This window comes from Brachybacterium sp. UMB0905, assembly GCF_002871795.1.
In the GTDB taxonomy this organism is placed as follows: domain Bacteria; phylum Actinomycetota; class Actinomycetes; order Actinomycetales; family Dermabacteraceae; genus Brachybacterium.
In genome coordinates, this window is sequence record NZ_PNHL01000006.1 from 69,472 (window position 1) to 96,068 (window position 26,597).

Consider the following 26,597-nt stretch of genomic DNA (forward strand, 5'->3'; position numbering starts at 1 on the left):
CCGAGCAGGTGTCCGGGGCCGATGACGTGCGGGAGAGGCGGATCAGCACACGGGCAGCGCGACGTTCACCGCCAGCCCGCCTTCCGCGGTCTCCTTGTACTTGCTGGACATGTCCAGACCCGTGATCTTCATGGTGCGGACCACGTCATCCAGGGACACCATCGGCGTGCTGTGCTCGAACACCGCCATCCGCGCCGCCGTGATCGCGGTGTGCGAGGCCACGGCGTTGCGCTCGATGCACGGCACCTGGACCAGGCCACCGATGGGGTCGCAGGTCAGGCCCAGATGATGCTCCATCGCGATCTCCGCGGCGGTGCACACCTGCTTCGGGCTCCCACCCAGGATCTGGGCCAGACCTGCGGCCGCCATCGACGAGGCGGAACCCACCTCGCCCTGACAGCCCACCTCCGCGCCGGAGAGGGATGCCAGCTCCTTGATGACGATGCAGATCGCACCGGCCACCAGCATGAACTCCACCGCGATGTCCTCGCGGGCGCGGCGCTGCTCCTCGGTCAGCTCCGCCCAGGGACGCACTCCGCAGCCTTCGATGGCGCGCGGCGTGTAGTGGGTGGCGTAGAAGATGACTGCAGGAAGGATGCCCGCCGCCCCGTTGGTCGGGGCGGTGATGACCCGCCCCCCGGAGGCGTTCTCCTCATTGACCGCGAGGGCCACGAGGCTGGTCCACTCCACCCAGAACTGGGGGTCGCGCGTGGGATCCTGCTCGCGCAGGGAGGAGTACCACTCCGGAGCGCGCCGACGGGTGTTCAGTCCGCCGGGCAGCACCCCGCTGCGGGTGAGGCTGTTGGCCTTGCACTCCTCCATGATCCGCCAGCGACGGGCCAGGCCGTCACGCACCTCCTCAGGAGTGCGCAGCACCGTCTCGTTGGCCATCATGACCTCGGGGATGGTCATCCCCTCGCGACGGCAGTGCTCCAGCAACTCCGCTCCGGTGCCGAAGGGGAAGGGGAACACGACCTCCTCCGGGGAGGTCTCCGTCTGCGCGGTCTCCTCACCGTCGTGGACCACGAAGCCCCCGCCGATCGAGTACGAGTACCGCTCGCGCAGCACCTCACCGTCCGCGTCCAGGGCCTGGAACCGCATCCCGTTGGCGTGCCGCTCGAGGAAGGTCAGCGGATGCTGTCCGATGTCCTCGATGCCGAACACGATCTCGGGGCCGTCCCCGCCCAGGCGGAGCGGGGCGCCCTCGGCCAGCTCGGCCAGGCGCGTGTCCACCACATCGGGATCCACCGTGTCGGGGCGATGCCCGTCCAGGCCCAGGAGCACGGCGCCGAAGGTGCCGTGGCCCTGCCCGGTGGCTGAGAGGGACCCGTACAGGTCCACCGCGATCTGGGCGGTGCGCTCCAGCAGACCCTCGCTGCGCAGCAGCTCGGCGAAGTCCGCTCCGGCATTCATCGGTCCCACGGTGTGGGAGGACGACGGGCCGATCCCGATCGAGTACAGGTCGAAGACGCTGACAGTCATGATGAGCTCCTTCCTTCGGCTCGGGGTGGATCAGGCGAACAGCCGGACGATAGATACGAGGATCGCGCCGATGGCGATGATGCCCATGACCACCACGAAGATGTTCGAGATCTTGCCGCGGTACGGCGCGAGCGCCGGGACCTTGCGGATCGCGATCATCGGCATGATGTAGAGGATCGCGGCGATGACCGGGCCGGACAGAGTCTCGATCACGCCGAGGATGCTCGGGTTGAGGATCGCGACAATCCAGGTCGACAGGAACATGAAGGCCGCCACGAGGATGGAGACCTTGCGCTTGCCCAGGGACTCGTAGACGCCGGGGGTGAAGCCGCGGACCAGACCAGCCGCACCTTCGGCGGCACCGAGGTAGTGACCGAAGAAGGACGAGCCGATGGCGACGATGGCGATGGCCGGGCCGGCATAGGCGATGGCCGGGGTGTCGTTGACGTTCGCCAGGTAGGACAGCACCGGGAGGTTCGCCTCACGGGCGGCGGCCAGGCCGTCGGCGCCGAGGGACAGCACGCAGGACCACACGAACAGCATGGTGAAGACCACCAGGATGGTCGCGGTGCGCTTGAGGACCCAGGAGGCCCGCTCAGCGGCCTTATCACCGTGCGCACGCTGCATCGCGAGCGAGAAGGCGGAGATGGCCGGGGAGTGGTTGAAGGCGAAGACGAGCACGGGGATCATCAGCCAGGTGGTCATCAGCAGACCGCCGCCGCCGCCCTTGGGCAGCTGGGTCAGGTCGCCGATGTGCCAGGTGGGGATCAGCATCAGGGAGATGATGAACAGGGCCGCGATCAGCGGGTACACCAGGAACTGGGTGACGGCGAGCATGATCTTCTCACCGGCGATCATCACGGCCATCATCAGGGCGATGAGCACGAAGGAGAGGATCGGGCGCGGGACCTGCGGCAGGCCCAGCTGGTTGACCATCAGCGAGTCGATGGTGTTGGTGATGGACACGCCGTAGATCAGCACGATTGGGTAAATCGCGAAGAAGTACAGGATCGTGATGGCCTTGCCGACGCCGGGGCCGAAGTAGTCGCCGGCCACCACGGTGATGTCCTCGCCCTTGCGCGGGGACACGCACACGAAGCGGGACAGGGCCCGGTGGGAGAAATACACCATCGGGCCGATGATGATCGTCACGAACAGCAGCGGCCAGATGCCGCCAGCGCCCGCATTGATGGGAAGGAACAGGATCCCTGCGCCCACGGCGGTGCCGAAGAGGCTGATCACCCAGCTGAAGTCCTGGGCCTTGCTGCCCTTGGTGGTTGTCGGGGTGGAGGAGGGATCAGAAGCGCCCGAGGGGACGCTCGCAGAGGTATCGGTCGCGCTCGACATCATCGTCCTCGAAGGTGTGGCCGCGCTGTTGCGGCGGGGTGGTCGCCCCGGCGGGAGCTGGGGGGCGATGGTGCCGACTGCTCGGTGGCTGGTCGATCACCACACCACGATGGTGGACCTTTTTTCTCAGCTCCGTGACACCTTTCGTCCCGACCTCACCCCTCAAATCACACCTGACCTGCGGTTTTTATGTGAGAAAAGTTTTTTGTCACGTTTGCTCACTTGGGCCTGCGGGCGGCCCGGAGGCAGCGGTAGACCGTCGGGACGGACACCTCGAGGGCATCGGCCACATCAGCCACCGCACCCTTGAGCCGGAAGATCCCCTCATTCTCGAGAGCTGCGACGACCTCCTGGCGGTCCGCAGGGGTGAAGTCCCCCAGCGGCACGCCGCGGCGCTCGATCTCCCGCTGGGTCGCGGTCACCGCGATCTCCTCGGCGGAGGTCGCGAGGTTCTCCTGCCACTGGCTGTCCTCGAGCTCCGTGGTGATCCCCGGCAGGTGGCGTTCGCTGATCTTCCCGGCCAGACCGATCAGCTGCTCGAGCAGGCTGTCATCGGTGTTGATGCACAGCATCGCCACCACGCGGCCGTGGCGGCGGAAGAAGTACGTGGCCGAGCGGAAGAACTTCCCGCCCCCATCGGCAGAGGCACGGTATCCGGTGACGTAGTCATCGGTGTGAGCGCGGCCATCGCGCAGCATGCGCAGCACGAGATCCGTGGCGGGAGCACCGATCGTGCGACCGCTGTTCTCCCCATTGGCGATCGCGATCACGGAGGCATCCAGGCGCGCCACATCATGCAGCACCACCTCGGAGGTCTTGCCCAGCACCTCCCCCAGGAACGGGACGATGGGGATGAAACGCCGCACGTATTCGCTGTCGGTGAGGTGGTCGTCCAGTGCCGCCTCATAGTCGTCGAGCATCATCGCCGCCGCCTGGTGCCGAACAGCGAACGGGTGATCTCCCGGCCCAAGACGGTGCCGGCTGAGCGCAGGAAGGACTTCACGGCGGGGTTCGCCAGGAGCCCCTCGTCCTTCGTGCGCCGGGAGCTCTTCGTGGGCCGACGGCCCGGTGGCGCCTGCTCCGGGTCGCGCTCGGCGTCCTCGGCGGCGCGCGTCTCCTCCTCGGCAATGCGTTCAGCCTCCGCTTCAGCGCGGGCGGTGAGGATCTCGAAGGCGCTCTCGCGGTCCACGGGCGTGCCGTAGCGCTCCTGCAGCGGCGAGGCCTCGACGATCGTGGCGATCGCCTCCTCGCCGGCGGGCTCCATGGAGGATTCGGGGGCGCGGATCGCGGTGATCGCAACGGGCGTGGGGGCGCCGTCTTCGCTCAGGACGGTGACGATCGCCTCGCCGGTACCCAGCGCCGGGATCACCTCGGTCAGGTCATGCTCGCTGGTGGGGAAGGTGGAGGCGGTGGCCTTCAGCGCCTTCGCGTCCTGGGGGGTGAAAGCGCGCAGGGCGTGCTGGATGCGGTTGCCCAGCTGCGCCAGGACGTCGGCGGGGATGTCCTTCGGGGTCTGGGTGATGAAGAAGACGCCCACGCCCTTGGAGCGGATCAGGCGGACGGTCTGCACCACCTGCTCGAGGAAGGCCCTGGAGGCATCCTGGAACAGCAGATGTGCTTCGTCGAAGAAGAACACGAGCTTGGGGACGTCGAGGTCTCCCACCTCGGGCAGATCCTGGTAGAGCTCGGCGAGCATCCACATCATGAAGGTGGAGAACAGGGCCGGACGGGAGGCCACCGCGGGCAGCTCAAGGCAGGAGAGGATCCCGGTGCCGTCCTCAGCGGAGCGCAGCAGCTCCTGGACGTCGAAGGCGGGCTCGCCGAAGAACACATCGGCCCCGGAGGCCTCGAAGGCGGTGAGCTTGCGCAGGATCACCCCGGCGGTGGCGCTCGAGATCCCGCCGATGCCCTTCAGCTCCCCCTTGCCCTCCTCGGAGGTGAGGAACTGGATGAGGGAGCGCAGATCCTTGAGGTCCAGCAGCGCGAGCCCCTGGGTATCGGCGTAGTGGAAGATCAGCCCCAGCGAGGATTCCTGGGTCTCGTTGAGGTCCAGCACCTTGGCCAGCAGCACCGGCCCGAAGTCGCTCACGGTGGTGCGGATCGGCACGCCCTGGCCCTGCCCGCCCAGGCTGTAGAACTCGGTGACGGGGGCGCGGGAGACCCATTCCTGGCCGCGCGCCGCAGCGCGGGCGGCGAGCTTCTCGGAGCCTGCGGCGGGCACGGCGATGCCGGACAGATCGCCCTTCATATCGGCGACGAACACGCTCGCCCCCGCTGCCGCGGCCTGCTCAGCGATGATCTGCAGGGTGCGGGTCTTTCCGGTGCCGGTCGCCCCGGCGATCAGCCCGTGGCGGTTCAGCATCGGCACCGAGAGGTTCACGGGCGTAGCCGCATCCGGCTGCTCATCGACCACGAGAGCGCCGAGATGGATCCGCGCGCCGGGGAAGGCATACGCCGTTCGGACAGCGGTGATCTCAGGGGTGCTGGACATCGGAACTCCTGCGCAGAAGGGAATGAGGGCATGGTAATAGGCGGCTCGGGCGCTGAGCAGGACCTTCAGGCCTTACCGTAGGCCCATGCCCGCTTCCGAGCCTGTGACCCCTGCCCCCTCGGCCCCCGCTGCACCTCGCGCTGTGCACGCCACGGAGGAACTGAGCGCCGCCGATGTCCGCGTGATGCTCACCGCGCCCTCCCGCGAGGGGCTGCTGGACCTGCTGGGGATCACCGGTGCTGACGCTCATGAGCTCCTCCCCCAGGCCGATGCCGTCGCCGCCGATGCGGAGCTGCTGGCGGAGGTCACGACCATCGCGAACCGGCTGCGCGCCGAGGCAGGGCTCGAGACGACGGCGGTGGACCTCGCGGCGGACAAGGAGCGGCTGGATGCGCTGCAGCAGCGGCTCCTGCCCGGGGAGGGACTGTTGGTGATCCTCGCCGCCGTGGTCTCCACCGCGACGGTGCGCGCCTGGCATACCGCGCGCGGCCTCACCACCGAGCAGTCCTGGCATGTGCTCGCGGACCTCGGCCAGCAGATGCGGGTGCATCGCAGCGGCACCGGGCGGCTGGGTCTGCACCAGCTGAACTGGGTGAGCCTGAACTGGGCGGGGCGGCTTGTGCACCTGGGGCGCCTGCAGTTCGATCTGCACCGTCGGGCGATCCACGGCGCCCCCGAGCGCTGGGTGCTCGGCACCCATATCCCGGCCACGGGGCCGCTTGATCCATCGGCCGTGGAGGAGTCTTTCGCCGCGGCCACCGCGTATTTCACGGGGCACTATCCGGAGTTGCAGGAGGATCGAGGACCGGATGCACCGCGGTTCGGCCACGAGTTCGTGTGCGATTCCTGGCTGATCTCCGATGCCTTCGCCGAGATCACGGGGCCAGAATCGAACCTCGCGCGGTTCGCGGCGCTGTGGGACCGGATCGCGGTGCAGGAGAACGCGGCCGATGGTGCGCTGTTCTTCACCTTCGGTCTACGTCCGCCGGTGGATGCCCGCTCCCTCCCTCGCCGCACCCGGCTCGAGCGGGCGGTGGCGGATCGGCGGGCCGATGGGCGCGGCTGGACCGGCGGGGTGGGGCACCTGGTGCGCTGACCGGATCCGGGGCCCTCGTTCGGGCGGCAGCATGGCCGGCGCCGTGGAAAAATAGGTCCATGCTGTTGATCGACCACATGCCGCCGACGATGCCCGCACCTCTGAAGGGTCGGCTGACCACCCGCGTCCCTCTGGAGTGCGACGTCGACGCGGTGACGGCGCTCGCCACCGCCGCGATCCGTCGGCACACTCCGGATGGTCAGGCGGATCGAGATGGTCTGCGCTCGCGCATGGTGGGGCTGAAGTCCTGGGCGCGCCGCCAGATCGTGGTTGTCCCGGCTGCGGCCGACGGCTCCCCCGCCGTGGATGCGGATCCGGTGGGGTGGATCGCTGTGGAGGATCGCGCCGCCGGGCGGACGAATGTCCAGGTGGTTGTGGATGAGTCCCTGGATCATCGCGATGAGCTGGCGCTTGCCCTGCTGGAGTGGGCGGTGGAGGTGGGCGGCTCCTTTGCCCGTGCTCGCGGGGTGGACAGCACCCAGCTGAACACTGACGCCCACGAGCTGGACACCGAGCGGGGTCGGCTGCTGTCCGCCGGTGGGTACGAGATGGTGCGGACCTGGCTGCATATGCGCCGCCCGGTGGATCCGGATGAGGTCGCGCAGCTGCGCGGTCCCCGGCCCGGGACGCGGGTGCGGCCGGTGCATCGTCACCCCTCGGGCCTGCCGGTCTCGCAGGATGTGCGCTCGGTGCATCGCATGCTCGAGGAGTCCTTCGCGGACCACTTCAACTCCTACCGCGAGTCCTTCGCCGAGTTCGTCCAGCGCCTGATCGAGAACCCCGATGAGGCGGGTTGGGACCAGTGGTGGATCGCGGAGATGGAGCGCGACGGGCGCTGGCTGCCCGCGGGCGGCCTGGTGGCCGTGCCGGTTCCGGCCACGCCGGAGCGGGGCGAAGGCACCTACCTGGAGTACCTGGGGGTCCATCGCAGCGCCCGCGGCAAGGGGATCGCGAAGTCCCTGCTGCACGCGGCGCTGCAGGATGCAGCCGCGCGAGGCCGGACCTTCGTGGACCTCGAGGTGGATGACGACTCCCCCACCGGTGCCGATGAGCTATACGAGGCGATGGGGTGGCGCACCTTCGAGCGCACCCAGTCCTGGCATGCCACGGCCCCCGCGCACCCCTCGCGCCTGCTCGAGCCGCCGGAGCACTGAGGGGGCGCCGCGCGACTCAGCGCCCGGCGCGGCGCTGCTGCAGCCAGTGGCGGATCCGCAGCGGAAACATCCCCAGCAGCGGGGCATTGCGCCCCAGGTCCGCATCGTCCCTCTCATCGAAGGCGGCGGAGATGTCCAGGGCAGAGCCGTCCTCGGTGAGCCGGGCGGCGACGTTGCCCACCATCGTCACCTCGAGGCCATCGAGGATCCATACGCTGCCCAGGCCCACCACCACGCGCCAGTGGAACCGGCTCCAGGGCAGCCGATCCATGCGGGCTGGGATCTGCGTGGTGATCGTACCGTCGGTGGCCTGCGCCATCGCTCCGCCGCTCATCGTCAGGCACACCTCTGGGCAGATACTGCAGAGCATGCGGCCCCGATGTGAGTCGGGACACTAGCCCTTCAGGCGGTCCACAGCAACCGCGCCCTCACTCCCACTCGATCGTCCCCGGGGGCTTGCTCGTGATGTCGAGGGTGACGCGGTTGATTTCGGAGACTTCGTTGGTGATGCGCGTGGAGATGCGCGTCAGCACGTCGTAGGGCACCTTCGCCCAGTCCGCGGTCATCGCATCGTCGCTGGTCACAGGGCGCAGCACGATCGGGTGGCCGTAGGTGCGGCCATCGCCCTGCACGCCCACGGACCGCACATCGGCCAGCAGCACCACGGGGCACTGCCAGATCTCACGGTCCAGCCCAGCGGCGGTCAGCTCGGCGCGGGCGATCGCGTCGGCCTTGCGCAGGATGTCCAGCCGCTCCTTGGTGACCTCGCCGATGATGCGGATCCCCAGGCCCGGCCCCGGGAAGGGCTGGCGCCAGACGATCTCATCGGGCAGTCCCAGCTCGGTGCCGACGGCCCGCACCTCGTCCTTGAACAGGGTGCGCAGCGGCTCGACGAGCTCGAAGGACAGGTCCTCCGGCAGACCGCCAACATTGTGGTGACTCTTGATGTTCGCCGCGCCCTCGCCACCACCGGACTCGACCACATCCGGGTACAGGGTGCCCTGAACGAGGAACGCGGTGGCCTCGTCCGATGCCGTGTGGGCGTCGGCCCCGTCGCCCTCGACCACGCCCTGCTCGCGCAGGATGTCCGCCTGCGCGCGCTCGAAGGTGCGGATGAACTCGCGGCCGATGATCTTGCGCTTGGTCTCCGGGTCGGTGACCCCGGCGAGCGCGGCGAGGAACTGCTCCTCGGCGTCGACCATCACGAGCTTCGCCCCGCCGGTGGATTCGCCGAAGGCCTTCTCGATCTGCGCGGACTCATCCTGGCGCATCAGCCCGTGGTTGACGTACACGCAGGTCAGACGGTCACCGATGGCGCGCTGCACGAGCGCGGCGGCCACCGCGGAGTCCACGCCGCCGGAGAGGGCGCAGATGGCGCTGCCCTCACCCACCTGGGCGCGGATCTTCTCCACCTGCTCTTCGATGACGTTGCCGGTGGTCCACGTGGGGTCGATGCCCGCACCGCGGTACAGGAAGTTCTCGAGCACCTCCTGGCCGCGGTCCGAGTGGCCCACCTCAGGGTGCCACTGCACACCGAACAGGCGCCGCTCGCGGTCCTCGAACGCGGCGACGGGGCTGGCGGCAGAGGTGGCGATGACCTCGCAGCCGCTCGGCGGGGCGCTCACGCTGTCGCCGTGGCTCATCCACACGTTCTGCTCGAGGTCCTGCCCGGCCAGCAGCGTGGAACCCGCCTCGATGGAGGTCAGACGGGTCGCGCCGTACTCGCGCACTCCCGTCGGCGCCACGGTGCCATCCAGCGCCGCGGCCATCGCCTGGAAGCCGTAGCAGAGCCCCAGCACCGGCACCCCGGCCTGCAGGATCGCCGGATCCAGGCGCGGCGCACCCTCCGCGTACACGGAGCTGGGGCCGCCGGAGAGGATGATCGCGCGCGGCTGCTTGGCGAGCATCTGCTGGGCCGGCAGGGAATGCGGGACGATCTCGGAATAGACCCGGGCCTCGCGCACGCGCCGGGCGATGAGCTGGGCGTACTGGGCGCCGAAGTCGACGACGAGGACGGGGCGCTGATCGGTGTCGTTCACGGGATGGAGTCTACGTCGGACGCACCGGAGCCGAGGTCGCCCAGGGTGGGTCGGCGCCGCAGGTCCTCCTCGACCCGCTGGTGGGTCCAGCGCTCGCCGATGAAGCTCAGCACGGGCACCACACCGAACAGCATGAGCAGCAGCATCCGCGGCAGCGCCCAGCGCATCTTCATCCACAGGTCGAAGGCGAGGATGACGTAGATCATGTAGATCAGGCCGTGGATCGGGGACCACACCTCGGAGACGCGATCCCAGAAGGGGCTGACGGAGGTGAACAGGCCCTCCCCGCCGTAGACGCCGTAGCGCATCACCATGATGGCCACGAGCACCAGCAGGGCGATGCCCTCCACGATCGAGCCCACGCGGAAGCGGGCGAAGGAGGTGCGGCAGGCATGCTCATCGAGCGGTCGGGGGGTGGGCACGGTCTCAGGTCTCCTGCGGGGTCGAGTCGGTGGACGGGGAAGGCGCGGTGGATGGCGATGCAGCGGCGGACTCGGCAGAGTCCGGGGCGGTGGCCAGGGCTGCCACCGTCTCGCGCTGGTCGGCGAGCTCATCGTGGTAGGCGGTGCGCACGGTGCGCCACCACAGGTAGAGGAAGAAGCCGCCGAACAGCACCCATTGGAAGGAGTAGCCGATGTTTTGCCAGTCCAGGCCGCGGGAGAAGCGGCTGGAGGCATCCGGCATCGCGGACAGCCCCTCCCCTGGGGTCTGCAGCGCGACGAACCCGGCATACATCGGCGATCCCCACTCGTTGACCAACAGCGGGGTGGCGATCTCAGTGGCGATCCCGGCGGTCACACCGCCGGTGGCGGCTTCGCTGGCCTCCAGTCGGCCCTGGATCTGCTGCTCCCCCGTCGGGGGCGGTGGGGCAAGGCTCGCATCCAGGGCGCCATCGGGCCCGGTGACATCGGTGGCGGGCACCCAGCCGCGCGCCACGGGTAGCCGCGCAGTGGTGCCATCCTCCTGTTCGATGAGCAGGGCGGTGACGACGATGACGGCGTCGGTTTCCTCGATCTCGCGGCCGGGCACGATCACCTGCTCACCCTCGGCATAGCGTCCGCTCGCGCTCACGGTGTCACCGGATATCTCGTTGGTCACAACATCCCCGGGGGACATCAGCGCTGTGATTGCTCCGCGGTCGGTGGGGCCCGCGTCGCGGTCGCTCAACGCACGATGTGCGCGATCCCACTGCCAGCTGGCCAGCAGTCCGCAGGCCACGGTCGCCGCCACCATGAGGGCAAGGAGCCCCAGGAAGCGGGGGCGAAGGGCGACGCGCAGCATGCCGACATGCTACGAGCCCGCCCCTGGACGGACCCCGTAGACGTGACCTGCGCGGCACTGCGACGACAAGGCCTGACGTGATGTGCGCGGCATCGGCGGGCCGTCCCGTAGCAGATGCCGCGCGGGAAGGCGGTCCCACGGGTCCCGTTCCTCCGTCGGCCCCCGGTGCCTATTGTGGGAGTCGTGTCCAACAGTGTGTACATCGCCAGCCCGGAGGGTATGACTGGAAAGTCGATGGTGGCTTTCGGTCTGCTCGAGACCCTCGCCTCCCGTTCCGACCGTGTCGGGGTGTTCCGCCCCGTCGTCAAGGCCGACCGCTCGCGTGATTACGCCGTCGACCTGCTCACCAGCCATCCCGCCGTGGACCAGTCCTATGAGGACGCCATCGGTGTGGACTATCAGCTCGTCCTGTCCGACCCCGATAAGGCGCACGAGAAGATCGTGGCGCGCCATCGGGAGCTCGCCGAGCGCTACTCCATGCTCGTCGTGCTGGGTTCGGACTACGACGACCTCGCCAACCCCGCCGAGCTCGCCTTCAACGCGGAGGTCGCCGCGAACCTGGGCGCCCCCGTGGTGCTCGTGCTCTCGGGCCTGGACCGCACCGCCGACCAGGTGGCCGCCCTCGCGGCCGTCGCGAACTCCGAGTTCACCTCCCACCATGCGATGCCGCTGGCCGTGGTGATCAACCGGGTCGAGGAGGACGGCCTGGAGGCCGTCAAGGCCGCCGTGTCCCCGAAGGTGCCCGGCGCCGTGGTCGCCGCGATCCCCGAGAACCCCGTGATCATGGCCCCCACCGTGCAGGAGCTCACCGATGCGGTGGACGGCACCCTGCTGCAGGGCAATCCCGAGTGGCTGGGCCGCGTGGCGATCGGCACCGTCGTGGCAGCGATGAGCCTGCCCAATGTGCTGAACCGCCTGTCGGAGAACTGCACCGTGATCGCCCCCGGCGACCGCTACGACCTGCTGCCCGGCCTCGTCATGGCGCAGCAGTCCGGCACCTTCCCGTCGCTCAGCTCGATCATGCTCACCGGCGGCTATGAGGTGCCCGATGAGGTCCAGCGCCTGCTCTCCGGTGTCCCCCAGGACCTGCCGGTAATCACCTCGGACTTGTCCACCTTTGAGACCGCGGTGCGCGTGGCCAAGTCCCGCGGCCGTCTGCACGCCTCCAGCCAGCAGAAGGTCGATGCGGCCCGCCGTGCGGTCGCCGAGCATCTGCCCACCACGGAGCTGCTGAGCGCCCTCGAGGTGAGCCGCCCCGCCGTGGTCACCCCGATGATGTTCGAGTTCGAGCTGCTGGCCCGTGCCCGCGGCGAGAAGAAGACGATCGTGCTGCCCGAGGGTGATGAGCCGCGCATCATCGCCGCCGCCGAGGCAATCCTTGCCCGCGGCGTCGCGGACCTGATCCTGCTGGGTGATGAGAACACCATCCGCGCCAAGGCGTCCCAGCTGGGCCACGACATCTCCGAGGCCCGTGTGGTCTCCCCGCAGGACCCGCAGTTTGTGGAGCCCTTCGCCGAGGAGTATGCGCGGCTGCGCGCCAAGAAGGGCGTGACCCTCGAGCAGGCCCGGGAGAAGGTCCAGGACGTCTCCTATTTCGGCACCATGATGGTGCAGATGGGGCAGGCCGACGGGATGGTCTCCGGCGCGGTCCACTCCACCGCCCACACGATCCGGCCGTCTTTCGAGATCATCAAGACCAAGCCGGGCGCCCAGATCGTCTCCTCGGTGTTCCTCATGGCGCTCGAGGACCGGGTGCTGGTGTACGGCGACTGCGCCGTGAACCCGGATCCGAGCGCCGAGCAGCTCGCCGACATCGCCGCACAGTCCGCGCAGACCGCCGCCCAGTTCGGGGTGGAGCCGCGCATCGCGATGCTGTCCTACTCCACCGGCTCCTCCGGAACCGGCGCCGATGTGGACAAGGTGCGCGAGGCCACCGAGAAGGTCCGCGCGGACCATCCGGAGCTCGACGTCGAAGGTCCGATCCAGTACGACGCCGCGGTGGACGCCTCGGTCGCGAAGACCAAGCTGCCGGAGTCCTCGGTGGCCGGGCGCGCAACGGTGTTCGTGTTCCCGGATCTGAACACCGGCAACAACACGTACAAGGCGGTGCAGCGTTCCGCCGGGGCGATCGCGATCGGGCCGGTCCTGCAGGGTCTGAACAAGCCCGTCAACGATCTGTCCCGCGGCGCCCTGGTCGAGGACATCATCAACACCGTCGTGATCACCGCGATCCAGGCCCAGGCCGCCTCGGCGCCTGCCGAGGCCTGAGCCGCGGCCCCGTCGCGGGTCGCATCGGTCCTTTCCACTTCGTAGGTCATCGTCACTCTCAAGGAGCCCCCTGCCATGACAGCAGCCATCGATTCCCGTGTCCTGGTCATCAATTCCGGTTCGTCCTCGCTGAAGTTCCAGCTGGTCTCACCCGAGGACGGCACCGTCGATGCCGTCGGCATCGTCGAGCGCGTGGGCCTGGATATGGGCAGCGCGAAGATCAGCGCGGGCAAGAAGGACGCGACGTTCTCCGGCCCGGTCCCGGACCACAAGGAGGCCATGCGCATCGTCGAGCAGCTGTTCGGCGAGGTGGGGCTGTCGCTGCAGGATGACCGCATCACCGCCGTCGGCCACCGGGTGGTGCAGGGCGGCGCCCTGTTCTCCACCCCGGTGCTGATCGATGACCAGGTGCGCGATGACATCCACGACCTGGGCAAGCTCGCTCCGCTGCACAACTACGCGGCGGTCGACGGGATCGACGGGGCCCGCGCCCTGCTGCCGCAGGTGCCGCACGTGGCGGTGTTCGACACCGCGTTCTTCACGCAGCTGCCCGAGTACTCCGCCACCTACGCCCTGAACCGCGAGTTCGCCGAGCGCTACGAGGTGCGTCGCTACGGCGCCCACGGCACGAGCCACCACTATGTCTCCGCGCTCGTGGCGGAGCGTCTGGCGGCGGAGGGCCGGGATGTCTCGGACCTCAAGCAGGTGGTCATGCACCTGGGCAACGGCGCCTCCGCCTCTGCGGTGCGCGGCGGCCGCCCGCTGGACACCTCGATGGGCCTGACCCCGCTGGAGGGCCTGGTGATGGGCACCCGCACCGGCGATATCGACCCGTCGATCTACGTGCACCTGCACCGGCAGGCGGGCCTCAGCCCGGAGGAGGTCGACACGCTGCTGAACAAGCGCTCGGGCATGATGGGCCTGTGCGGCATGAGCGATTTCCGCGACATCGAAGACGCGATCGCGGCCGGCGATAAGGTCGCGGACCTGGCGATGGACGTGTACGTGCACCGGCTGCGCAAGTACCTGGGCTCCTACACCTTCGTGCTGGGCGGCCTGGACGTTCTGGCCTTCACCGCCGGGATCGGCGAGAACGCCGCGATCGTGCGCGAGCGTCTGCTGAAGGGCATGGAAGTCTTCGGCATCGAGCTGGATCTCGAGAAGAACGCGGAGCGCTCCAAGGAGGTGCGTGTGATCTCCACGCCCACCTCGAAGGTCACCGTCATGGTGGTGCCCACCGACGAGGAGCTCTCGATCGCCCGCCAGGCCACTGAGGTCGCAGCCCAGCACAGCTGATCACGGAGCGCTGAAGAGCACAGACACTCCCCTCGGGGCGCACCACTGGCGGTAGGCTCAAGCCGATCTGCACCAGCGCCCCGGGGGGACTTGTCATGTCGTACGACCCGTACTCGCAGCCGTATAGCCAGCAGGGGCAGCCCGCTGGCGGAATGCCCTACCCCGCACCGCAGCCACGGCGAAAGCGGCGCGGGCTCAAGCGGCTGATTTTCGGCATTTTGGGCATCATCGCCAATGCGATCGGCCTGTTCGTGCTGCCGTTCATCGCGGTCCTGGGCGGCGCCGTGGTGGGCCTGATGGGGATGACGCCAGCGCCCCTCAGCCCCGACGGCGGGACCTTCGAGACCTCGGCCGCGAGTATCTACTACATCGCCGCGCCCGCCGATGAAGCCTCCTCCACCACCTGCGAGTTCGACGGCCAGAACCTCGACGTTGATCGCGAGGACTCAGCCCTCAGCGTCGGGGAGATCGACGGGGTCGAGTACGAATCCGTCTACATGGTCATCAGCCCGCAGAATCAGCAGGTGACCGTGCACTGCGAGGGCGCGACCACCCTGGCGGTGGCGGAGGTCGGGGTCGTCGGCATGCTGATCAGCACAGGCGTCGGAGTCATCATCCCGATCGTCCTGGGCCTGCTGGCGCTGATCCTCACGATCTGGGGGATCATCGCGCTGGTGCGCTCGTCCTGACCGCAGGCGATGGATCAGCGGGAGGAGTCCCCAGCCGCATCGGCGGCAGATGCGTCGGTCTCTGAGGTCTCGGTGTCTGTGGTGTCTGTGGCGGCGGTATCTGGAATGTCAGCGTCTGTGGTGTCTGTCGTGCTGCTGTAGCCGGAGCCGGTGTAGACCGACGTCGAGGTGTAGACCGAGCCGAGGGATCCGTAGGACGCGGTGGGGTTCGCACTGCTCGAGTTCGATGTCGGGTAGCTGGAACCGCTCGAGTACGAGGTCGTGTAGCTGGAGCCGGACGTGTACGAGGTGGTGTACGGCTCGGGGTCCGGCGTGGGATCCGCGTCCGGTCCCGGCTCGGGCTCCGCCTCAGGCTCCGGGGCGTCCTGTTGGTTCGGCAGGGGTTGCGGGTCGGGATCGTCGACCACGATGGGGATCGGCTCCGGCTCCGGGGTGGGCGGAAGGTCCGCGGCAGGTTCCAGCTCCTCGCGGGACTCCGGGCCCTCGCTGAGCTCAGGTGTCTCCTCGTCCCCCAGCTCCGGCAGCGCGGCGGCCCCCTCCGCGGACGCTGCCGCCGCGGTCACGCTGACCAGCGGCGCCTCCGGCTCTTCCTCCGGCGGCTCATCGGGGCTCTCCAGTCCCTCGTAGCGCAGCGGGGCGACGGGTCCACGCCGGGCAGAGTCCTTCTGCGCGGCCTCCGCCCTCGCCGTCCGCTGCTTCTCCTCTCGTGCCATGCGCGCACGCCGACGGGCAGCAGCTGCCCGCTCCTTGTCTGAGCTCAAGGAGCTCTCGTCGCGCTCCTCCATTTTCCTCACCATGCCGATGACGAAGATGATGACGAACGCGATGACGATCAGGATCTCCATCGGCCCCACCTCCCGAGCGTGTCGAGCGGGCCCGGTCGGCCCCGCCTTGTGCGGCACCCCGCCATTGTGCCAGCGGCAGGGGTCTGCCGACGGTCACACGGTGGTGACGACCTCGATGCGCTGCAATTCCTTGAGGTCGGTGTAGCCGGTGGTGGCCATGGCATGCCGCAGCGCGCCGACAAGGTTCGTGGTGCCGTCGGCGCCGAGGGACGGCCCGAACAGGATCTGCTCGAGCGGCGCAACGGTGCCGACCTCGACGCGGTGGCCGCGGGCGAGCGTGGGGTGGTAGGCCTCGCTGCCCCAGTGGTGGCCGCGGCCGGGAGCTTCCTCGGCGCGGGCGAGCGCTGCGCCGACCATGAGCCCGTCGGCCCCGCAGGCGATGGCCTTGACCAGGTCACCAGAGCGGCCCAGGCCGCCGTCGGCGATGACGTGGACGTAGCGGCCGCCGGATTCGTCCATGTAGTCGCGGCGAGCGGCGGCGACATCCGCGACGGCGCTCGCGAGCGGGACGGAGATGCCGAGGGTCTCCTGGGTCATCTGGGAGGCGCCGCCGCCGAAGCCGACGAGTACCCCCGCGGCGCCGGTGCGCATGAGATGCAGGGCGGCGGTGTAGGTGGCGCAGCCGCCGACGATGACGGGCACGTCCAGCTCGTAGATAAATCGCTTGAGGTTCAGCGGCTCGCGGCCCGAGGAGACATGCTCGGCGGAGACGGTGGTGCCGCGGATGAAGAACAGGTCCACGCCTGCATCCACGACGGTCTTCCAGTGCTCCTGGGTGCGCTGCGGGGACAGCGACCCGGCCGCGGTCACCCCGGCCTCGCGCAGCTGCTGAATGCGGGCGGTGATCAGCTCGGGCTTGACCGGTTCGCTGTAGATCTCCCGCATGAGACCGACAACCTGGGCGTCGGACGCCTCGGCGATGCGGTCGAACTGGGCGGTCGGGTCCTCGTAGCGGGTCCACAGTCCCTCGAGGTCCAGCACGCCGAGGCCGCCGAGCTGGCCCAGCTCGATCGCGGTCGCCGGGGACATGAGGGAATCCATCGGCGCAGCGAAGATGGGGACCTCGAAGTGGTAGGCGTCCACCTGCCAGGACGTGGAGACGTCCTCCGGGTCCCGGGTGCGGCGGGAGGGGACCACCGCCACGTCGTCGAAGCTGTAGCTGCGGCGTCCGCGCTTGTTCCGGCCAATCTCGATCTCGCTCATCACGCAGGCCAGTCTAGGTGGTGGCGCGCGGGCGACGAGACGGCGCAGCGTCTACGGTGTGCCCATGGATCGCTCGGCACCCCGCTCCCCTCTGTGGACCCTGCTGGCCGCGCTGCCGTCGGCCCTTGGCGCGGGCTGGGCTGCCGTCGCGGCGGTCGAGGTCATCTCCGAGCGCGGCACAGCGCGGGAGCCGGGCTTCCTTGTTCCGCTGGTGGCAGCGCTCGGACTGCTGGCCGGGGGCTGGTCGCTCGTGCGTCTGTTGCAACTGCGCGCTGAGGCCGCCGGGAGCGGGGTGGAGGATGATCCCGGTGGGTTTGGCCCCTCGGAGTCGCCGATGATCTCCGCACAGATGCATCGGATCTGGCTGTTCGGGGTGGCGGGCTCGCTCGCCCTGGTGGGCGTGCTGGGGATCTGGTCGCTGGCCGATGGTGACCTGTCCGGCCTCGAGCCCGGGTGGCCGCTGGTGCTCGCCGGGGCGGTGCTGACCGGCGCCGCTCAGCTGCTCGGAAGGGCGGTCGAGCAGCGGGTGCAGGAGCGCAGTGAGCGCTGGGAGCAGGCGCGCCGTGCGGAGCATGAGCGGCGGATGGAGGATCCGATGGGGCGGATCCTCGAGGCGGCGGAACGGGAGCCGGCGGCGCAGGACGAGCCTGCGGCCGGGGAGATCACATCGGCCAGTTCGGATTCGCGTCCGGAGTCCGACCCTTCGAGCGCAGATACTCATTGAAGTTCTCCGCCCAGGAGCGGTGCCAGGTCATCTGCTCACGGTGCAGGTCCGCGAGGGCGGACTCCGCGAGCTGCGGGAATTTCTGCGCCTGAGCGCGCAGCACATCGAGCGTCGCGGACACATCCACGTCCGCGGTGTGGAGCCGCCCATCCTGGGTCAGGCCGTAATGCTCCAGCACCGCGGTGAGAGTGCGCTTGCCCTTGCGGAAGCGATCCAGGCCGCGGTCGATCACGAGGGCGTCGAGCACCGGGGCGATCTCATGGCCCAGGCGATCGGCGATCGTCGGCAGGGAGTGCCGGCGCAGCTCGTTCTCGATGATCTGCAGGTCAAAGCTGATGTTGAAGGCCACCAGCGGGACATCCTGGCCCAGGGCGTCCACGATCATGCCCGCCACCTCGTCGAGCGCGGGGGCGGGCTGCATGCCGTGGGTGCGGGCATGCTCGGTGGAGATGCCGTGGACCCGCTGCGCGGGCTCGGGAATCTCGACGCCAGGGTCGATCAGCCACGTCGCGACGGTCTCGTTCTCCCGGCCCGGGCCGACGGAGTGCACCAGCGCCACCGTGACGATGCGGTCATCGGCCACGCTCGTCCCCGTCGTCTCGGTGTCGAAGCCGAGCAGGGGGCGATCGATCCAGGAATCAGCGGCAGCGTTCATGGGAACAGCGTAGGCCCAGGGCCTGACGCCCCGGCCCAGCCCGCACACTGCCCCCACGCTCGGCCCCGGCCGCTCCCGACACGCCTGCCCCGCCCAACACGCCGCCTCAAGCACGCCGAGTGCACCGATATGTCTCGTTTGTGAGACGTATCGGTGCACTCGGCGTGCGACACGCGGCGTGGCGCGGGTCAGGGCATGCGGGACGAGGCGAGGCAGGGCGCGGGGGGGGGCAGAGGCAGAGCACAGGCCAGCCCTGCCGCCCCGCGCGCCCCACGCCTCACGCCTCACTCCACCGGCGTGGGCTCCAGCTTCCACACCTCATCGGCGTAGTCGCGGATCGTGCGGTCGGAGGAGAAACGGCCCGAGCGGGTGATGTTCACCCAGGCCTTCTGCGCCCAGGCCCGCTGGTCGGCGTAGTCCTCGGCCATGCGGTCGCGCGCCTCGCGGTAGGCGGCGAAGTCGCCGAGCACGTAGTAGACATCGGCCGGATCGTGGGTGGCATTCAGCAGCGACCAGTGCAGGTCGTGGAACCAGCCGGAGCCGTTGTCGTCCAGGGTGCCGTCCACCAGGGCGTCGATCACGCGGCGCAGGCCGGGCACGGTCTCCAGCAGGTGGTGGGGGTTGTAGGTGCGGCGCAGCTCCGGCAGCTCATCTTCGGTGGCGCCGAAGATGTAGGCGTTCTCCTCCCCCACGGCGTCGAGGATCTCCACGTTCGCACCGTCCAGGGTGCCCAGCGTCAGCGCGCCGTTCATCATGAACTTCATGTTGGAGGTGCCGGAGGCCTCCTTCCCGGCGGTGGAGATCTGCTCGGACACATCCGCGGCGGGGATGATGTGCTCGGCCGGGGAGACGTTGTAGTTGTGCACGAACACGACCTTGATCGTCTCGTTCACGGCCGGGTCGTTGTTGACCATCTCGGCGATCGTGTTGATGAGCTTGATGATGCCCTTGGCGCGGTAGTAGCCCGGCGCCGCCTTCGCGCCGAAGATGAACACGCGCTTCGGCACCTCGAGCGACGGATCGTCCTTGAGGCGGAAGTACAGGTCCAGCACGTACAGGGCGTTCATGAGCTGGCGCTTGTACTCGTGCAGACGCTTGATCTGCACATCGAAGATCGCGGTCGGGTCGATCTCGATGCCTTCGCGCTCGGCCACCCAGGCGGCGAAGTCCCGCTTGTTCGCCTGCTTGATCTCGATGAGGCGGTCCAGCACGGCGTCATCGGCCTTGTCGGTGACCTCGGCGAGCTGCGAGAGGTCGGTGACCCAGGCATCGGAGCCGGTGACCTCGGTGAGCAGCTCGGCCAGGCGCGGGTTGCACTGGTTCAGCCAGCGGCGCGGGGTGACGCCGTTGGTCTTGTTGTTGAACCGCTCGGGCCAGATGGCATGCCATTCGCCGAGGGTCTCGCGCTTGATGATCTCGGTGTGCAGCGCCGCCACGCCGTTGATGGAGTAGGAGGCGTAGCAGGCGATCCACGCCATGCGCACCCGGTTGCCGTCGATCGGCGCCATGTACGCGATGGTCGACTCGTCGAGTCCCCGCTCCGTCATCTCCTCGCGGAAGCGCCGGTCGATCTCTCGCACGATCTCCGTGATCCGCGGGAACAGGCGGTCGAAGATCGACATCTCCCAGGTCTCGAGGGCCTCGGCGAGCACCGTGTGGTTGGTGTACGCGAAGGTCTGCGTGACCTCGGCCCAGGCCTCGTCCCAGCCCAGGCCGTGCTCGTCCATCAGCAGGCGCATGAGCTCGGGGATCGCGAGGACCGGGTGGGTGTCGTTGAGCTGGACCGCGTTGTACTGGGCGAAGCCGGTGAGGTCCTCGCCGTGCTCGGCGATGTAGTCGTCGATGATGGTCTGCAGCGAGGCGGAGACGAAGAAGTACTGCTGGCGGACCCGCAGCACCTTGCCCTCGTAGGTGGTGTCGTTGGGGTAGAGCACGCGGGAGATGTCCATGGCACGCTCACGGTCCACGATCGCGTCGGTGAAGCGCTGGGAGTTGAAGGCGTCGTAGTCAAACTCCTCGATCGGCTCCGCCTTCCACAGCCGCAGGGTGTTCACATTCTGCGTGCCGTAGCCGGTGATCGGCATGTCATAGGGGATGGCCCGCACGTCCATGTCCGCGAAGTGCACGCGGCGCTGCAGCTCCTCCCGCCGGATCACGAAGGGGTAGCCCTCCTCCATCCAGGAGTCCGGGTGCTCGGTCTGGAAGCCCTTCTCGTCGAACAGCTGCTTGAACAGGCCGTAGCGGTAGAGGATGCCGTAGCCCGCGACCGGCAGATCCAGCGTGGCGCAGGAGTCCAGGAAGCAGGCGGCCAGCCGCCCCAGGCCCCCGTTGCCGAGCGCCGCATCGGGCTCCTGCTCGAGCACGTCGGAGAGGTTCTGACCGAAGGCGCTCACGGCCTCCCGCGCATCCTCGACCAGGCCCAGGTTCGAGAGGTTGTTCAGCAGGGCGCGGCCCATGAGGAACTCGGCGGAGAAGTAGTGCTCGCGCCGACCGGCCCGGTAGGCGGCCGAGGTGCGCTCCCAACGGCCTGCGACGCGCTCCACGACGGCGGCCGACAGGCCCTGCCACGCCTCGTACGGGGTGGAGAGCTTCGCGGGGCGGCCGGAGATGGCGCGGACGGCGGGGCCGACGGTCTGCTGCAGCTGCAAAGTCATGGAAGATCCTTCGAGCTCGGGGACGGATACCCCGATGGTAGCTGTGCAAGAACTGCAAGAAGTACCCACGGGTCCCGCTGCTTCGCGCGATGTCGCCCCCGGCGGCCCGTCACCTGGTCACGCCCCGGCGCCGACCACCCCGGTCAGAGCGAGGCGGACAGCTGCGCGGCGGTGATCAACATAGAGATCAGGAAGGCGGCGAACCCCAGCGCGGGGGTGCACACGGTGAGCAGGATGATGCCGATGGGGCCGCGGCGCCGCTCCCCACGCACCAGGGCGGCGATCGCCAGTCCGAGCGCCACCAGCGATGCCAGCCCCCACAGCAGCAGGGAGCCCGCGGCGATCAGCACGCTGAGCTGGTAGGCGTCCGGTGTGTCCAGGAGCGTCCGCCCGGCCGCGGCCTCCTGCGGCGCGATGGTGATGCCGATGTAGAGCGTCGGCGCGAGCGTTCCGAGCAGTCCCACCAGGGCCAGGATCCAGGCGGGGCGGGTCAGGGGCCGACGGGCGGGGGCAGCCGCGGTGGGCCGGGCGGCAGCGGGCTCGCTGGCAGTGGGCTGGGCGGCCGCGGCCGCAGTGGGCTGGCTGACGTTGGGGTGCTTGGCGGTGGTGCTCATGCTGTCACGCTAGTGGGCGCCGGGAACGACATGCTCCCGGGTTATCCTCCGCCCTCGCGGAGGATAACCCCCATGACCGCGGTCATGGGCGTGCCCACCCTGCTGGGCGTCGCCGCCCCTCAGCCCTGTCGGTAGTTCGGGGCCTCCATGATCGCGGCCATGTCGTGCGGATGGGATTCCTTGAGCCCGGCGGAGGTGATGCGCACGAACTCGCCCTTGTCCTTCAGCTCCGGCACGGTGTGCGCGCCCACGTAGAACATCGACTGGTGCAGGCCACCCACGAGCTGGTGGACCACGGAGCCCAGGTGCCCCTTGTAGGAGACCCGACCCTCGATGCCCTCGGGGACGATCTTGTCGTCGCGGGGGACGTCGGCCTGGAAGTAGCGGTCCTTGGAGAAGGACTTCTTGCCGCGCGAGCTCATCGCGCCGAGCGAGCCCATGCCGCGGTAGGCCTTGTACTGCTTGCCGCCCACGAGCACCACCTCGCCCGGGGACTCCTCGGTGCCGGCCAGGAGGGAGCCGACCATGACGGTGTCGGCACCGGCCACGAGGGCCTTGGCGATGTCCCCGGAGTACTGCAGGCCGCCGTCGCCGATGAGCGGCACCCCGGCGGGGCCGCAGGCCTTGGCGGCCTCGTGAATGGCGGTGACCTGGGGGACACCCACGCCGGCGACCACGCGAGTGGTGCAGATCGAGCCGGGACCTACACCCACCTTGACGGCATCGGCCCCGGCGTCCACGAGCGCCTGCGCACCCGCCCGGGTGGCGACGTTCCCGCCGATCACCTGCACGCCTGCGAAGGCCGGATCGGCCTTGAGGCGGGCGATCATCTCCAGGGCCAGGCGTGCATGCCCGTTGGCGGTGTCGACCACGAGCACGTCCACGCCGGCGTCGCGCAACTGCCCGGCGCGCTCAAGCGAGTAGCCGAAGAAGCCGACGCCCGCGCCGACCAGCAGGCGGCCCTGGGCGTCCTTAGAGGCGTCGGGGAACTGCTCGGACTTCACGAAGTCCTTGACGGTGATGAGCCCGGTAAGGGTACCGTCCTCGTCCACGAGCGGCAGGCGCTCACGCTTGTTGCGACGCAGCAGGGCGGTCGCATCGGCGGCGGAGACATCGCTCGGGGCGGTGAACACCTCGGTGGTCATGACGTCGCTGACCTTGGTGGTGGCCCATTCGGCCACGGGGATGAAGCGCAGGTCACGGTTGGTGCAGATGCCCAGCAGCTTCCCGGCGCCGTCCACGACCGGCAGCCCGGAGACCCGGAACTTGCCGCAGATGGTGTCGAAGTCCTCGAGAGTGGCGTCCGGGCCGATGGTCACGGGGTTGGTGATGCGACCGGTCTGGGTGCGCTTGACGAGGTCGACCTGGTGGGCCTGGTCCTCGATCGAGAGGTTGCGGTGCAGGATGCCGATGCCGCCGTGGCGGGCCATGGCGATCGCCATCCGCGACTCGGTGACGGTGTCCATCGCGGCGCTCGCGAGCGGGATCTTGAGGGTGATCTCCTTGGTGAGGCGACTGGTGGTGTCCGCCTCGGAGGGGATGACGTCTGTCTCGCCGGGCAGCAGCAGGACGTCGTCGTAGGTCAGGCCGATGAAACCGAAGGGATCCGCGCTCGTCATGGATCGATGGTATCCGCGGGCCGATGGGGGTGGCCGCCCGGGCCCGCCCCCTGCTGTGAGCGCTCCGTCACGTCAGCTGGGCTGGGCGGCTGAGCGCCAGGCCGTCGAGGTGGCCAGGTGTGCGAGCGCCAAGCCGAGGGCCGCGGCGATCACGACCTGCACAGCCTCCTGCCACACCATCGCCGCGGAGACGATGTTGCCGCTGTTCATGAGCGTGAACCCGGTGTACAGGGCGTAGCCGGGGATCATGATCACCACGGCAGGCACGGAGATGGAGGTGCGCGGTACGTGCTGGGTGCGGGCGATGACGTAGGCGATCACGCCCACCAGCACGGTCGCGGCGAAGGTCGCCAGCTGCACCGGCACATGCAGCTCCCCGAGCACGAACCGCACCGAGTTCGCGATCATCGACACCGCGGCAGCGGCCAGGGCGATCCGCCAGGGGGAGTTGAACAGGATCGCGAAGCCCAGCACGCCGATGGCTGTGAGAGCGGCCCGCAGCGGCAGCTCCACGGCGAAGGGCAGCCCCAGATGCTCCGCGGCGACCGGGGGGATGCCCACGGCAAGGCTCACCGTCCAGGAGGCTGCGGCGGCCCCCAGGATGATCAGTCCCGCGTAGGTCAGCCGCGCCAGACCTGCGGAGAAGTCCGATCTGACCAGGTCGAGCATCCCGGTGATGAGTGGGAAGCCGGGCACCAGGAACAGCACGGCGGCGAGGTATCCGCCCATGTGGTCGCCGGGCCCTCCGGCGACCCAGCCGGTCGCCGTGGGCAGCGCGACCGCCGCGAGGTACACGGAGGCGGCGACGACCGCGGCGATCAGAGTGACCAGCAGGTGATTCCAGGCGCGCAGCTGTACGGTGCGGCGCGCGGCCTGACCGATCCCCGCGGCGATACCCGCCGCGAGTGCTTCCAAGGGTGCGGCCTGGTTCAGCACCGCGAAGGCGGCGCAGGCGAAACCCCCTGCCAGGGCGTTGACGGTCCTCGAGTGCAGGGGACCGCGGGCACGGATCCGCGCCAGCTGTTCGAAGACGTCCGCGGCAGTGGTGCCCTGCTCCGGCAGCAGTTCGACGTACCGCTGGGTGCGGTGCAGGCGGTCCACGTTGACGCCCACGTGCGGCGGTTGGGTGATGCGGGTGCGGTAGCGGCCGTTCAGCGTGGCAGTCGCGGTGATGTCGGTGTACGTGACGATCGAGGTGAAGGAGTCCAGGCCCAGGGCGCGGGCGGTGCGGGCCATGGCGGTGCGCACCCGGTAGGAGGCCATGCCGGAGGCCAGCAGCTCGGCACCCACCGCGGCGGCGGCCTCGGAGCGGATGGTCAGGGAGTCGGGGATGCCCAGCGGGCTGGTGGCGGTGGAGTGGGGGCCGATGGGCGGCGCGGGCAGACGCTCCTGCAGTTCATCGGGCGCGTCGTCGGGTCCGGGCGGGGGTGGGGTGGTGCTCATGGCGTCGGGTCGCCCTCCCGGGGCTGCTCGATCCCGCCGAGGACCCGGCGGATGCGGTCAAATTCGGTGCGGAACGCGGCATCGTCCTGGGCATATTCCTCGCGCCAGGGCATGCCGACGCGGGCGGCGAGCTCGCGGTTCCGGGCTTCCCCGCGGGTACGGCGGTGCTCGGCGAGGATCTGCTCCCGTGGTGGCACGGGGGTGAAGCCTGCGGCGGCCTGCAGGGCGCGCAACCCGTCGAAGGATGCGGCGTCCCAGCCCACCTCGGGGATGGTCCAGTGCCGCTCGGGTCCGCGCAGGCCGATCAGGGCCATGCCGCCGCGCTCGGCCTCCCCCACCGCGTGGTCCACGTCGGCGAGCGTGGCCCGGTCGGTGATGCGCAGCCCCTTGCGCAGGCGCAGCGTGCCGGCGTCCGCATCGAACAGCACGACGGTGCGGGTGAGCACGAGCGGCACGAGGGCCCACAGGGCGAACAGACCCCACAGCAGCAGCGCCCCGAGCACGAGCTGCACGGTCGCGAGCCCCAGGATCTGCTCGACCAGGCCGTCATGGCCGGCGCGCACCCGGCGGCGATGCCAGGCCTGCAGGGCGGTGGCCGCGAAGGGGCTGAGCAGGATCGCGAGCAGGGGCAGGCCCATCAGCACAAGCGGCCGGTAGCGCGCAGCGAGGGAGGGTCCCACGAGCACCACCCCACGACGGGTGCGGCGCGGGGCGGGCGCCGACGGGGTCGCGGCCGGGCTGGGACTGCTCACCCTGACAGGGTACGGGTGGAGGTGAAACGCCGCTCCTGTCCTGTGACCGGGTCGGTGAAGGCGAGGCGGCGGGCCAGCAGCTGCAGCGGGCCGACGGGGTCGCGGCGCGGCACGGGGTAGAGGTCCTCGCCGCGGATCGGGGCGCCGCGCGAGGATAGCTGGATGCGCAGCTGGTGGGTGCGACCGGTGTGCGGTTCGAGATCCAGGTGCAGCGTGCCCCGCGGGCCCGGGCCGCGGACACTCACAGCGGTGTGGGCGTTCGGCTCGCCGGGGACGACCTGCACGGTGAGGCTGTCTGCGGGCTTGATGAGGCGGTCGCGGAGCGCGATGCGAGTGCCGGGGTCACGCGGCAGCGACCCCTCGTCGTCCGTCGGCCGCCTCTCCCCTGGCTCGACCAGGGCCTCGTAGTGCTTGCGCACCGCTCCGCGGGCGAAGAGCTGCTGGTAGGCGGCACGTTCGGAGGGCACGATCCCGAAGGCGAGCACCCCGGCGGTGCGGCGGTCCAGGCGATGCAGCGGCACCAGGGTCGTGATGCCGGTCAGGCGGCGCAGACGGGCGAGGGCGCTGGCGCGCACATGGGCACCGCGCGGCATCGTCGCCACGTCATGCGGTTTGTCGATGATCAGCAGATGCTCATCATGCAGCAGCACGGGCAGGTCGATGTCCGGGACGTCTTCGTCGGCGAGCTCACGGTGGAACCACAGGCGGTCTCCGGGGTGCAGCATCTCCTCGGCGGCGATGGCGGTGCCGTCGGCGCGCACTACGTCTCCGCCCTCGAAGCGCTCGAGCAGCGGTGTCGCCGCAGGATCCCCGAGGGGTGGGAAGCGCTGCAGCAGAAGGTCGTGGGCGGGGCCGCTCGGGGTGCTGGGCGGGATGGTCCAGCAGATCGCGTCCAGGCCCTCGCGCTGCGGCAGCGGGGAGGCGGGCCGGCGTCCCCTCACCCGG

22 protein-coding genes and 1 pseudogene are annotated in these 26,597 nt (G+C 69.6%); 6 read left to right on the forward strand and 17 right to left on the reverse strand.

Annotated features, from left to right (window positions below; translation table 11 throughout):
- Positions 1 to 42 precede the first annotated feature (42 nt).
- The 4 genes from CJ197_RS07280 to CJ197_RS07295 all read right to left on the reverse strand — a co-directional run bounded on the left by CJ197_RS07280 (position 43) and on the right by CJ197_RS07295 (position 5,320).
- The gene (locus tag CJ197_RS07280; protein WP_102236087.1) at positions 43 to 1,482 is read right to left on the reverse strand and encodes an L-serine ammonia-lyase; all 1,440 of its coding nucleotides are present in this window, start codon (positions 1,480 to 1,482) and stop codon (positions 43 to 45) included.
- 30 nt (positions 1,483 to 1,512) lie between these two features.
- Complete coding sequence (locus CJ197_RS07285) at positions 1,513 to 2,829, reverse strand: HAAAP family serine/threonine permease (RefSeq protein WP_102236088.1); 1,317 nt, start codon at positions 2,827 to 2,829, stop codon at positions 1,513 to 1,515.
- A gap of 218 nt (positions 2,830 to 3,047) precedes the next feature.
- Positions 3,048 to 3,752 carry a transcriptional regulator gene (locus tag CJ197_RS07290; RefSeq protein ID WP_199173889.1) on the reverse strand — a complete coding sequence of 235 codons (705 nt, stop codon included), beginning with the start codon at positions 3,750 to 3,752 and terminating at the stop codon, positions 3,048 to 3,050.
- Positions 3,749 to 5,320, reverse strand: a complete 1,572-nt coding sequence (locus tag CJ197_RS07295; RefSeq protein ID WP_102236089.1) for a helicase HerA-like domain-containing protein — start codon at positions 5,318 to 5,320, stop codon at positions 3,749 to 3,751. The genes CJ197_RS07290 and CJ197_RS07295 overlap by 4 nt, the downstream gene beginning before the upstream one ends.
- Positions 5,321 to 5,405: 85 nt before the next feature.
- Here CJ197_RS07295 and CJ197_RS07300 point away from each other — a divergent pair, with 85 nt between their 5' ends.
- Together CJ197_RS07300 and CJ197_RS07305 are read left to right on the forward strand one after the other, a co-directional pair.
- Positions 5,406 to 6,416: an acyltransferase domain-containing protein gene (locus tag CJ197_RS07300; RefSeq protein WP_102236090.1), complete on the forward strand. Its 1,011-nt coding sequence runs from the start codon at positions 5,406 to 5,408 to the stop codon at positions 6,414 to 6,416.
- 59 nt (positions 6,417 to 6,475) lie between these two features.
- A complete protein-coding gene (locus CJ197_RS07305; protein WP_102236091.1) occupies positions 6,476 to 7,570 on the forward strand; it encodes a GNAT family N-acetyltransferase in 1,095 nt (364 codons plus the stop codon).
- A 121-nt stretch (positions 7,571 to 7,691) separates the two neighbouring features.
- Here the strand turns inward: CJ197_RS07305 and CJ197_RS07310 are convergent.
- The 4 genes and pseudogenes from CJ197_RS07310 to CJ197_RS07325 all read right to left on the reverse strand — a co-directional run.
- Positions 7,692 to 7,889, reverse strand: a pseudogene (locus CJ197_RS07310) (MFS transporter); the annotation flags it as partial.
- A gap of 109 nt (positions 7,890 to 7,998) precedes the next feature.
- The gene (guaA, locus tag CJ197_RS07315; protein WP_102236092.1) at positions 7,999 to 9,609 is read right to left on the reverse strand and encodes a glutamine-hydrolyzing GMP synthase; all 1,611 of its coding nucleotides are present in this window, start codon (positions 9,607 to 9,609) and stop codon (positions 7,999 to 8,001) included.
- The gene (locus tag CJ197_RS07320) at positions 9,606 to 10,031 is read right to left on the reverse strand and encodes a DUF3817 domain-containing protein (RefSeq protein ID WP_102236093.1); all 426 of its coding nucleotides are present in this window, start codon (positions 10,029 to 10,031) and stop codon (positions 9,606 to 9,608) included. Before CJ197_RS07320 ends, guaA begins: the two co-directional genes overlap by 4 nt.
- A gap of 4 nt (positions 10,032 to 10,035) precedes the next feature.
- Entirely contained in the window at positions 10,036 to 10,890 is an 855-nt protein-coding gene (locus CJ197_RS07325; RefSeq protein ID WP_102236094.1) for an SURF1 family protein, read from the reverse strand.
- A gap of 183 nt (positions 10,891 to 11,073) precedes the next feature.
- Between CJ197_RS07325 and pta the strand changes: the two genes are divergently transcribed.
- The 3 genes from pta to CJ197_RS07340 all read left to right on the forward strand — a co-directional run bounded on the left by pta (position 11,074) and on the right by CJ197_RS07340 (position 15,143).
- Positions 11,074 to 13,158, forward strand: a complete 2,085-nt coding sequence (gene pta, locus CJ197_RS07330; protein ID WP_255407874.1) for a phosphate acetyltransferase — start codon at positions 11,074 to 11,076, stop codon at positions 13,156 to 13,158.
- A 75-nt stretch (positions 13,159 to 13,233) separates the two neighbouring features.
- Positions 13,234 to 14,454, forward strand: a complete 1,221-nt coding sequence (locus CJ197_RS07335; RefSeq protein ID WP_102236095.1) for an acetate kinase — start codon at positions 13,234 to 13,236, stop codon at positions 14,452 to 14,454.
- Between the two features lie 95 nt (positions 14,455 to 14,549).
- A complete protein-coding gene (locus CJ197_RS07340; RefSeq protein WP_146007726.1) occupies positions 14,550 to 15,143 on the forward strand; it encodes a hypothetical protein in 594 nt (197 codons plus the stop codon).
- A 14-nt stretch (positions 15,144 to 15,157) separates the two neighbouring features.
- Here the strand turns inward: CJ197_RS07340 and CJ197_RS07345 are convergent, their stop codons facing one another.
- Positions 15,158 to 15,988 carry a hypothetical protein gene (locus tag CJ197_RS07345; protein WP_102236097.1) on the reverse strand — a complete coding sequence of 277 codons (831 nt, stop codon included), beginning with the start codon at positions 15,986 to 15,988 and terminating at the stop codon, positions 15,158 to 15,160.
- A 93-nt stretch (positions 15,989 to 16,081) separates the two neighbouring features.
- Entirely contained in the window at positions 16,082 to 17,191 is a 1,110-nt protein-coding gene (locus tag CJ197_RS07350) for a GuaB3 family IMP dehydrogenase-related protein (RefSeq protein WP_102236098.1), read from the reverse strand.
- A gap of 64 nt (positions 17,192 to 17,255) precedes the next feature.
- On the opposite strand from CJ197_RS07350, the gene CJ197_RS07355 reads away from it, so the two are divergent.
- On the forward strand, positions 17,256 to 17,915 hold the full coding sequence (locus CJ197_RS07355; protein ID WP_102236099.1) for a hypothetical protein: 660 nt from the start codon (positions 17,256 to 17,258) through the stop codon (positions 17,913 to 17,915).
- Here the strand turns inward: CJ197_RS07355 and CJ197_RS07360 are convergent.
- From CJ197_RS07360 to CJ197_RS07390, 7 genes are all read right to left on the reverse strand, one after another.
- Entirely contained in the window at positions 17,854 to 18,570 is a 717-nt protein-coding gene (locus CJ197_RS07360; protein ID WP_102236100.1) for an exonuclease domain-containing protein, read from the reverse strand. The genes CJ197_RS07355 and CJ197_RS07360 overlap by 62 nt on opposite strands.
- Before the next feature lie 284 nt (positions 18,571 to 18,854).
- Positions 18,855 to 21,224, reverse strand: coding sequence for a glycogen/starch/alpha-glucan phosphorylase (locus CJ197_RS07365; protein ID WP_102236101.1), 2,370 nt, complete (start codon positions 21,222 to 21,224; stop codon positions 18,855 to 18,857).
- A gap of 143 nt (positions 21,225 to 21,367) precedes the next feature.
- Complete coding sequence (locus tag CJ197_RS07370) at positions 21,368 to 21,838, reverse strand: hypothetical protein (RefSeq protein WP_102236102.1); 471 nt, start codon at positions 21,836 to 21,838, stop codon at positions 21,368 to 21,370.
- 119 nt (positions 21,839 to 21,957) lie between these two features.
- On the reverse strand, positions 21,958 to 23,457 hold the full coding sequence (gene guaB, locus CJ197_RS07375) for an IMP dehydrogenase (protein WP_102236103.1): 1,500 nt from the start codon (positions 23,455 to 23,457) through the stop codon (positions 21,958 to 21,960).
- A 72-nt stretch (positions 23,458 to 23,529) separates the two neighbouring features.
- The gene (locus CJ197_RS07380; RefSeq protein WP_102236104.1) at positions 23,530 to 24,900 is read right to left on the reverse strand and encodes a threonine/serine exporter ThrE family protein; all 1,371 of its coding nucleotides are present in this window, start codon (positions 24,898 to 24,900) and stop codon (positions 23,530 to 23,532) included.
- A complete protein-coding gene (locus CJ197_RS07385) occupies positions 24,897 to 25,652 on the reverse strand; it encodes a hypothetical protein (RefSeq protein WP_102236105.1) in 756 nt (251 codons plus the stop codon). The genes CJ197_RS07380 and CJ197_RS07385 overlap by 4 nt, the downstream gene beginning before the upstream one ends.
- Positions 25,649 to 26,593, reverse strand: a complete 945-nt coding sequence (locus CJ197_RS07390; protein ID WP_233190716.1) for a pseudouridine synthase — start codon at positions 26,591 to 26,593, stop codon at positions 25,649 to 25,651. Before CJ197_RS07390 ends, CJ197_RS07385 begins: the two co-directional genes overlap by 4 nt.
- Positions 26,594 to 26,597 lie beyond the last annotated feature (4 nt).

Bases quoted from the DNA above. Each gene is read 5' to 3' on its own strand.
- CJ197_RS07290 (WP_199173889.1), bottom strand. From the start codon at position 3,752: ATGATGCTCGACGACTATGAGGCGGCACTGGACGACCACCTCACCGAC.
- CJ197_RS07305 (WP_102236091.1), top strand. From the start codon at position 6,476: ATGCTGTTGATCGACCACATGCCGCCGACGATGCCCGCACCTCTGAAG.
- CJ197_RS07350 (WP_102236098.1), bottom strand. From the start codon at position 17,191: ATGAGCGAGATCGAGATTGGCCGGAACAAGCGCGGACGCCGCAGCTAC.
- guaB (WP_102236103.1), bottom strand. From the start codon at position 23,457: ATGACGAGCGCGGATCCCTTCGGTTTCATCGGCCTGACCTACGACGAC.
- CJ197_RS07285 (WP_102236088.1), bottom strand. From the start codon at position 2,829: ATGTCGAGCGCGACCGATACCTCTGCGAGCGTCCCCTCGGGCGCTTCT.
- CJ197_RS07355 (WP_102236099.1), top strand. From the start codon at position 17,256: ATGGATCGCTCGGCACCCCGCTCCCCTCTGTGGACCCTGCTGGCCGCG.
- CJ197_RS07325 (WP_102236094.1), bottom strand. From the start codon at position 10,890: ATGCTGCGCGTCGCCCTTCGCCCCCGCTTCCTGGGGCTCCTTGCCCTC.
- CJ197_RS07370 (WP_102236102.1), bottom strand. From the start codon at position 21,838: ATGAGCACCACCGCCAAGCACCCCAACGTCAGCCAGCCCACTGCGGCC.
- CJ197_RS07380 (WP_102236104.1), bottom strand. From the start codon at position 24,900: ATGAGCACCACCCCACCCCCGCCCGGACCCGACGACGCGCCCGATGAA.
- CJ197_RS07300 (WP_102236090.1), top strand. From the start codon at position 5,406: ATGCCCGCTTCCGAGCCTGTGACCCCTGCCCCCTCGGCCCCCGCTGCA.
- CJ197_RS07335 (WP_102236095.1), top strand. From the start codon at position 13,234: ATGACAGCAGCCATCGATTCCCGTGTCCTGGTCATCAATTCCGGTTCG.
- CJ197_RS07280 (WP_102236087.1), bottom strand. From the start codon at position 1,482: ATGACTGTCAGCGTCTTCGACCTGTACTCGATCGGGATCGGCCCGTCG.
- CJ197_RS07360 (WP_102236100.1), bottom strand. From the start codon at position 18,570: ATGAACGCTGCCGCTGATTCCTGGATCGATCGCCCCCTGCTCGGCTTC.
- CJ197_RS07295 (WP_102236089.1), bottom strand. From the start codon at position 5,320: ATGTCCAGCACCCCTGAGATCACCGCTGTCCGAACGGCGTATGCCTTC.
- CJ197_RS07365 (WP_102236101.1), bottom strand. From the start codon at position 21,224: ATGACTTTGCAGCTGCAGCAGACCGTCGGCCCCGCCGTCCGCGCCATC.
- CJ197_RS07345 (WP_102236097.1), bottom strand. From the start codon at position 15,988: ATGGAGATCCTGATCGTCATCGCGTTCGTCATCATCTTCGTCATCGGC.
- CJ197_RS07340 (WP_146007726.1), top strand. From the start codon at position 14,550: ATGTCGTACGACCCGTACTCGCAGCCGTATAGCCAGCAGGGGCAGCCC.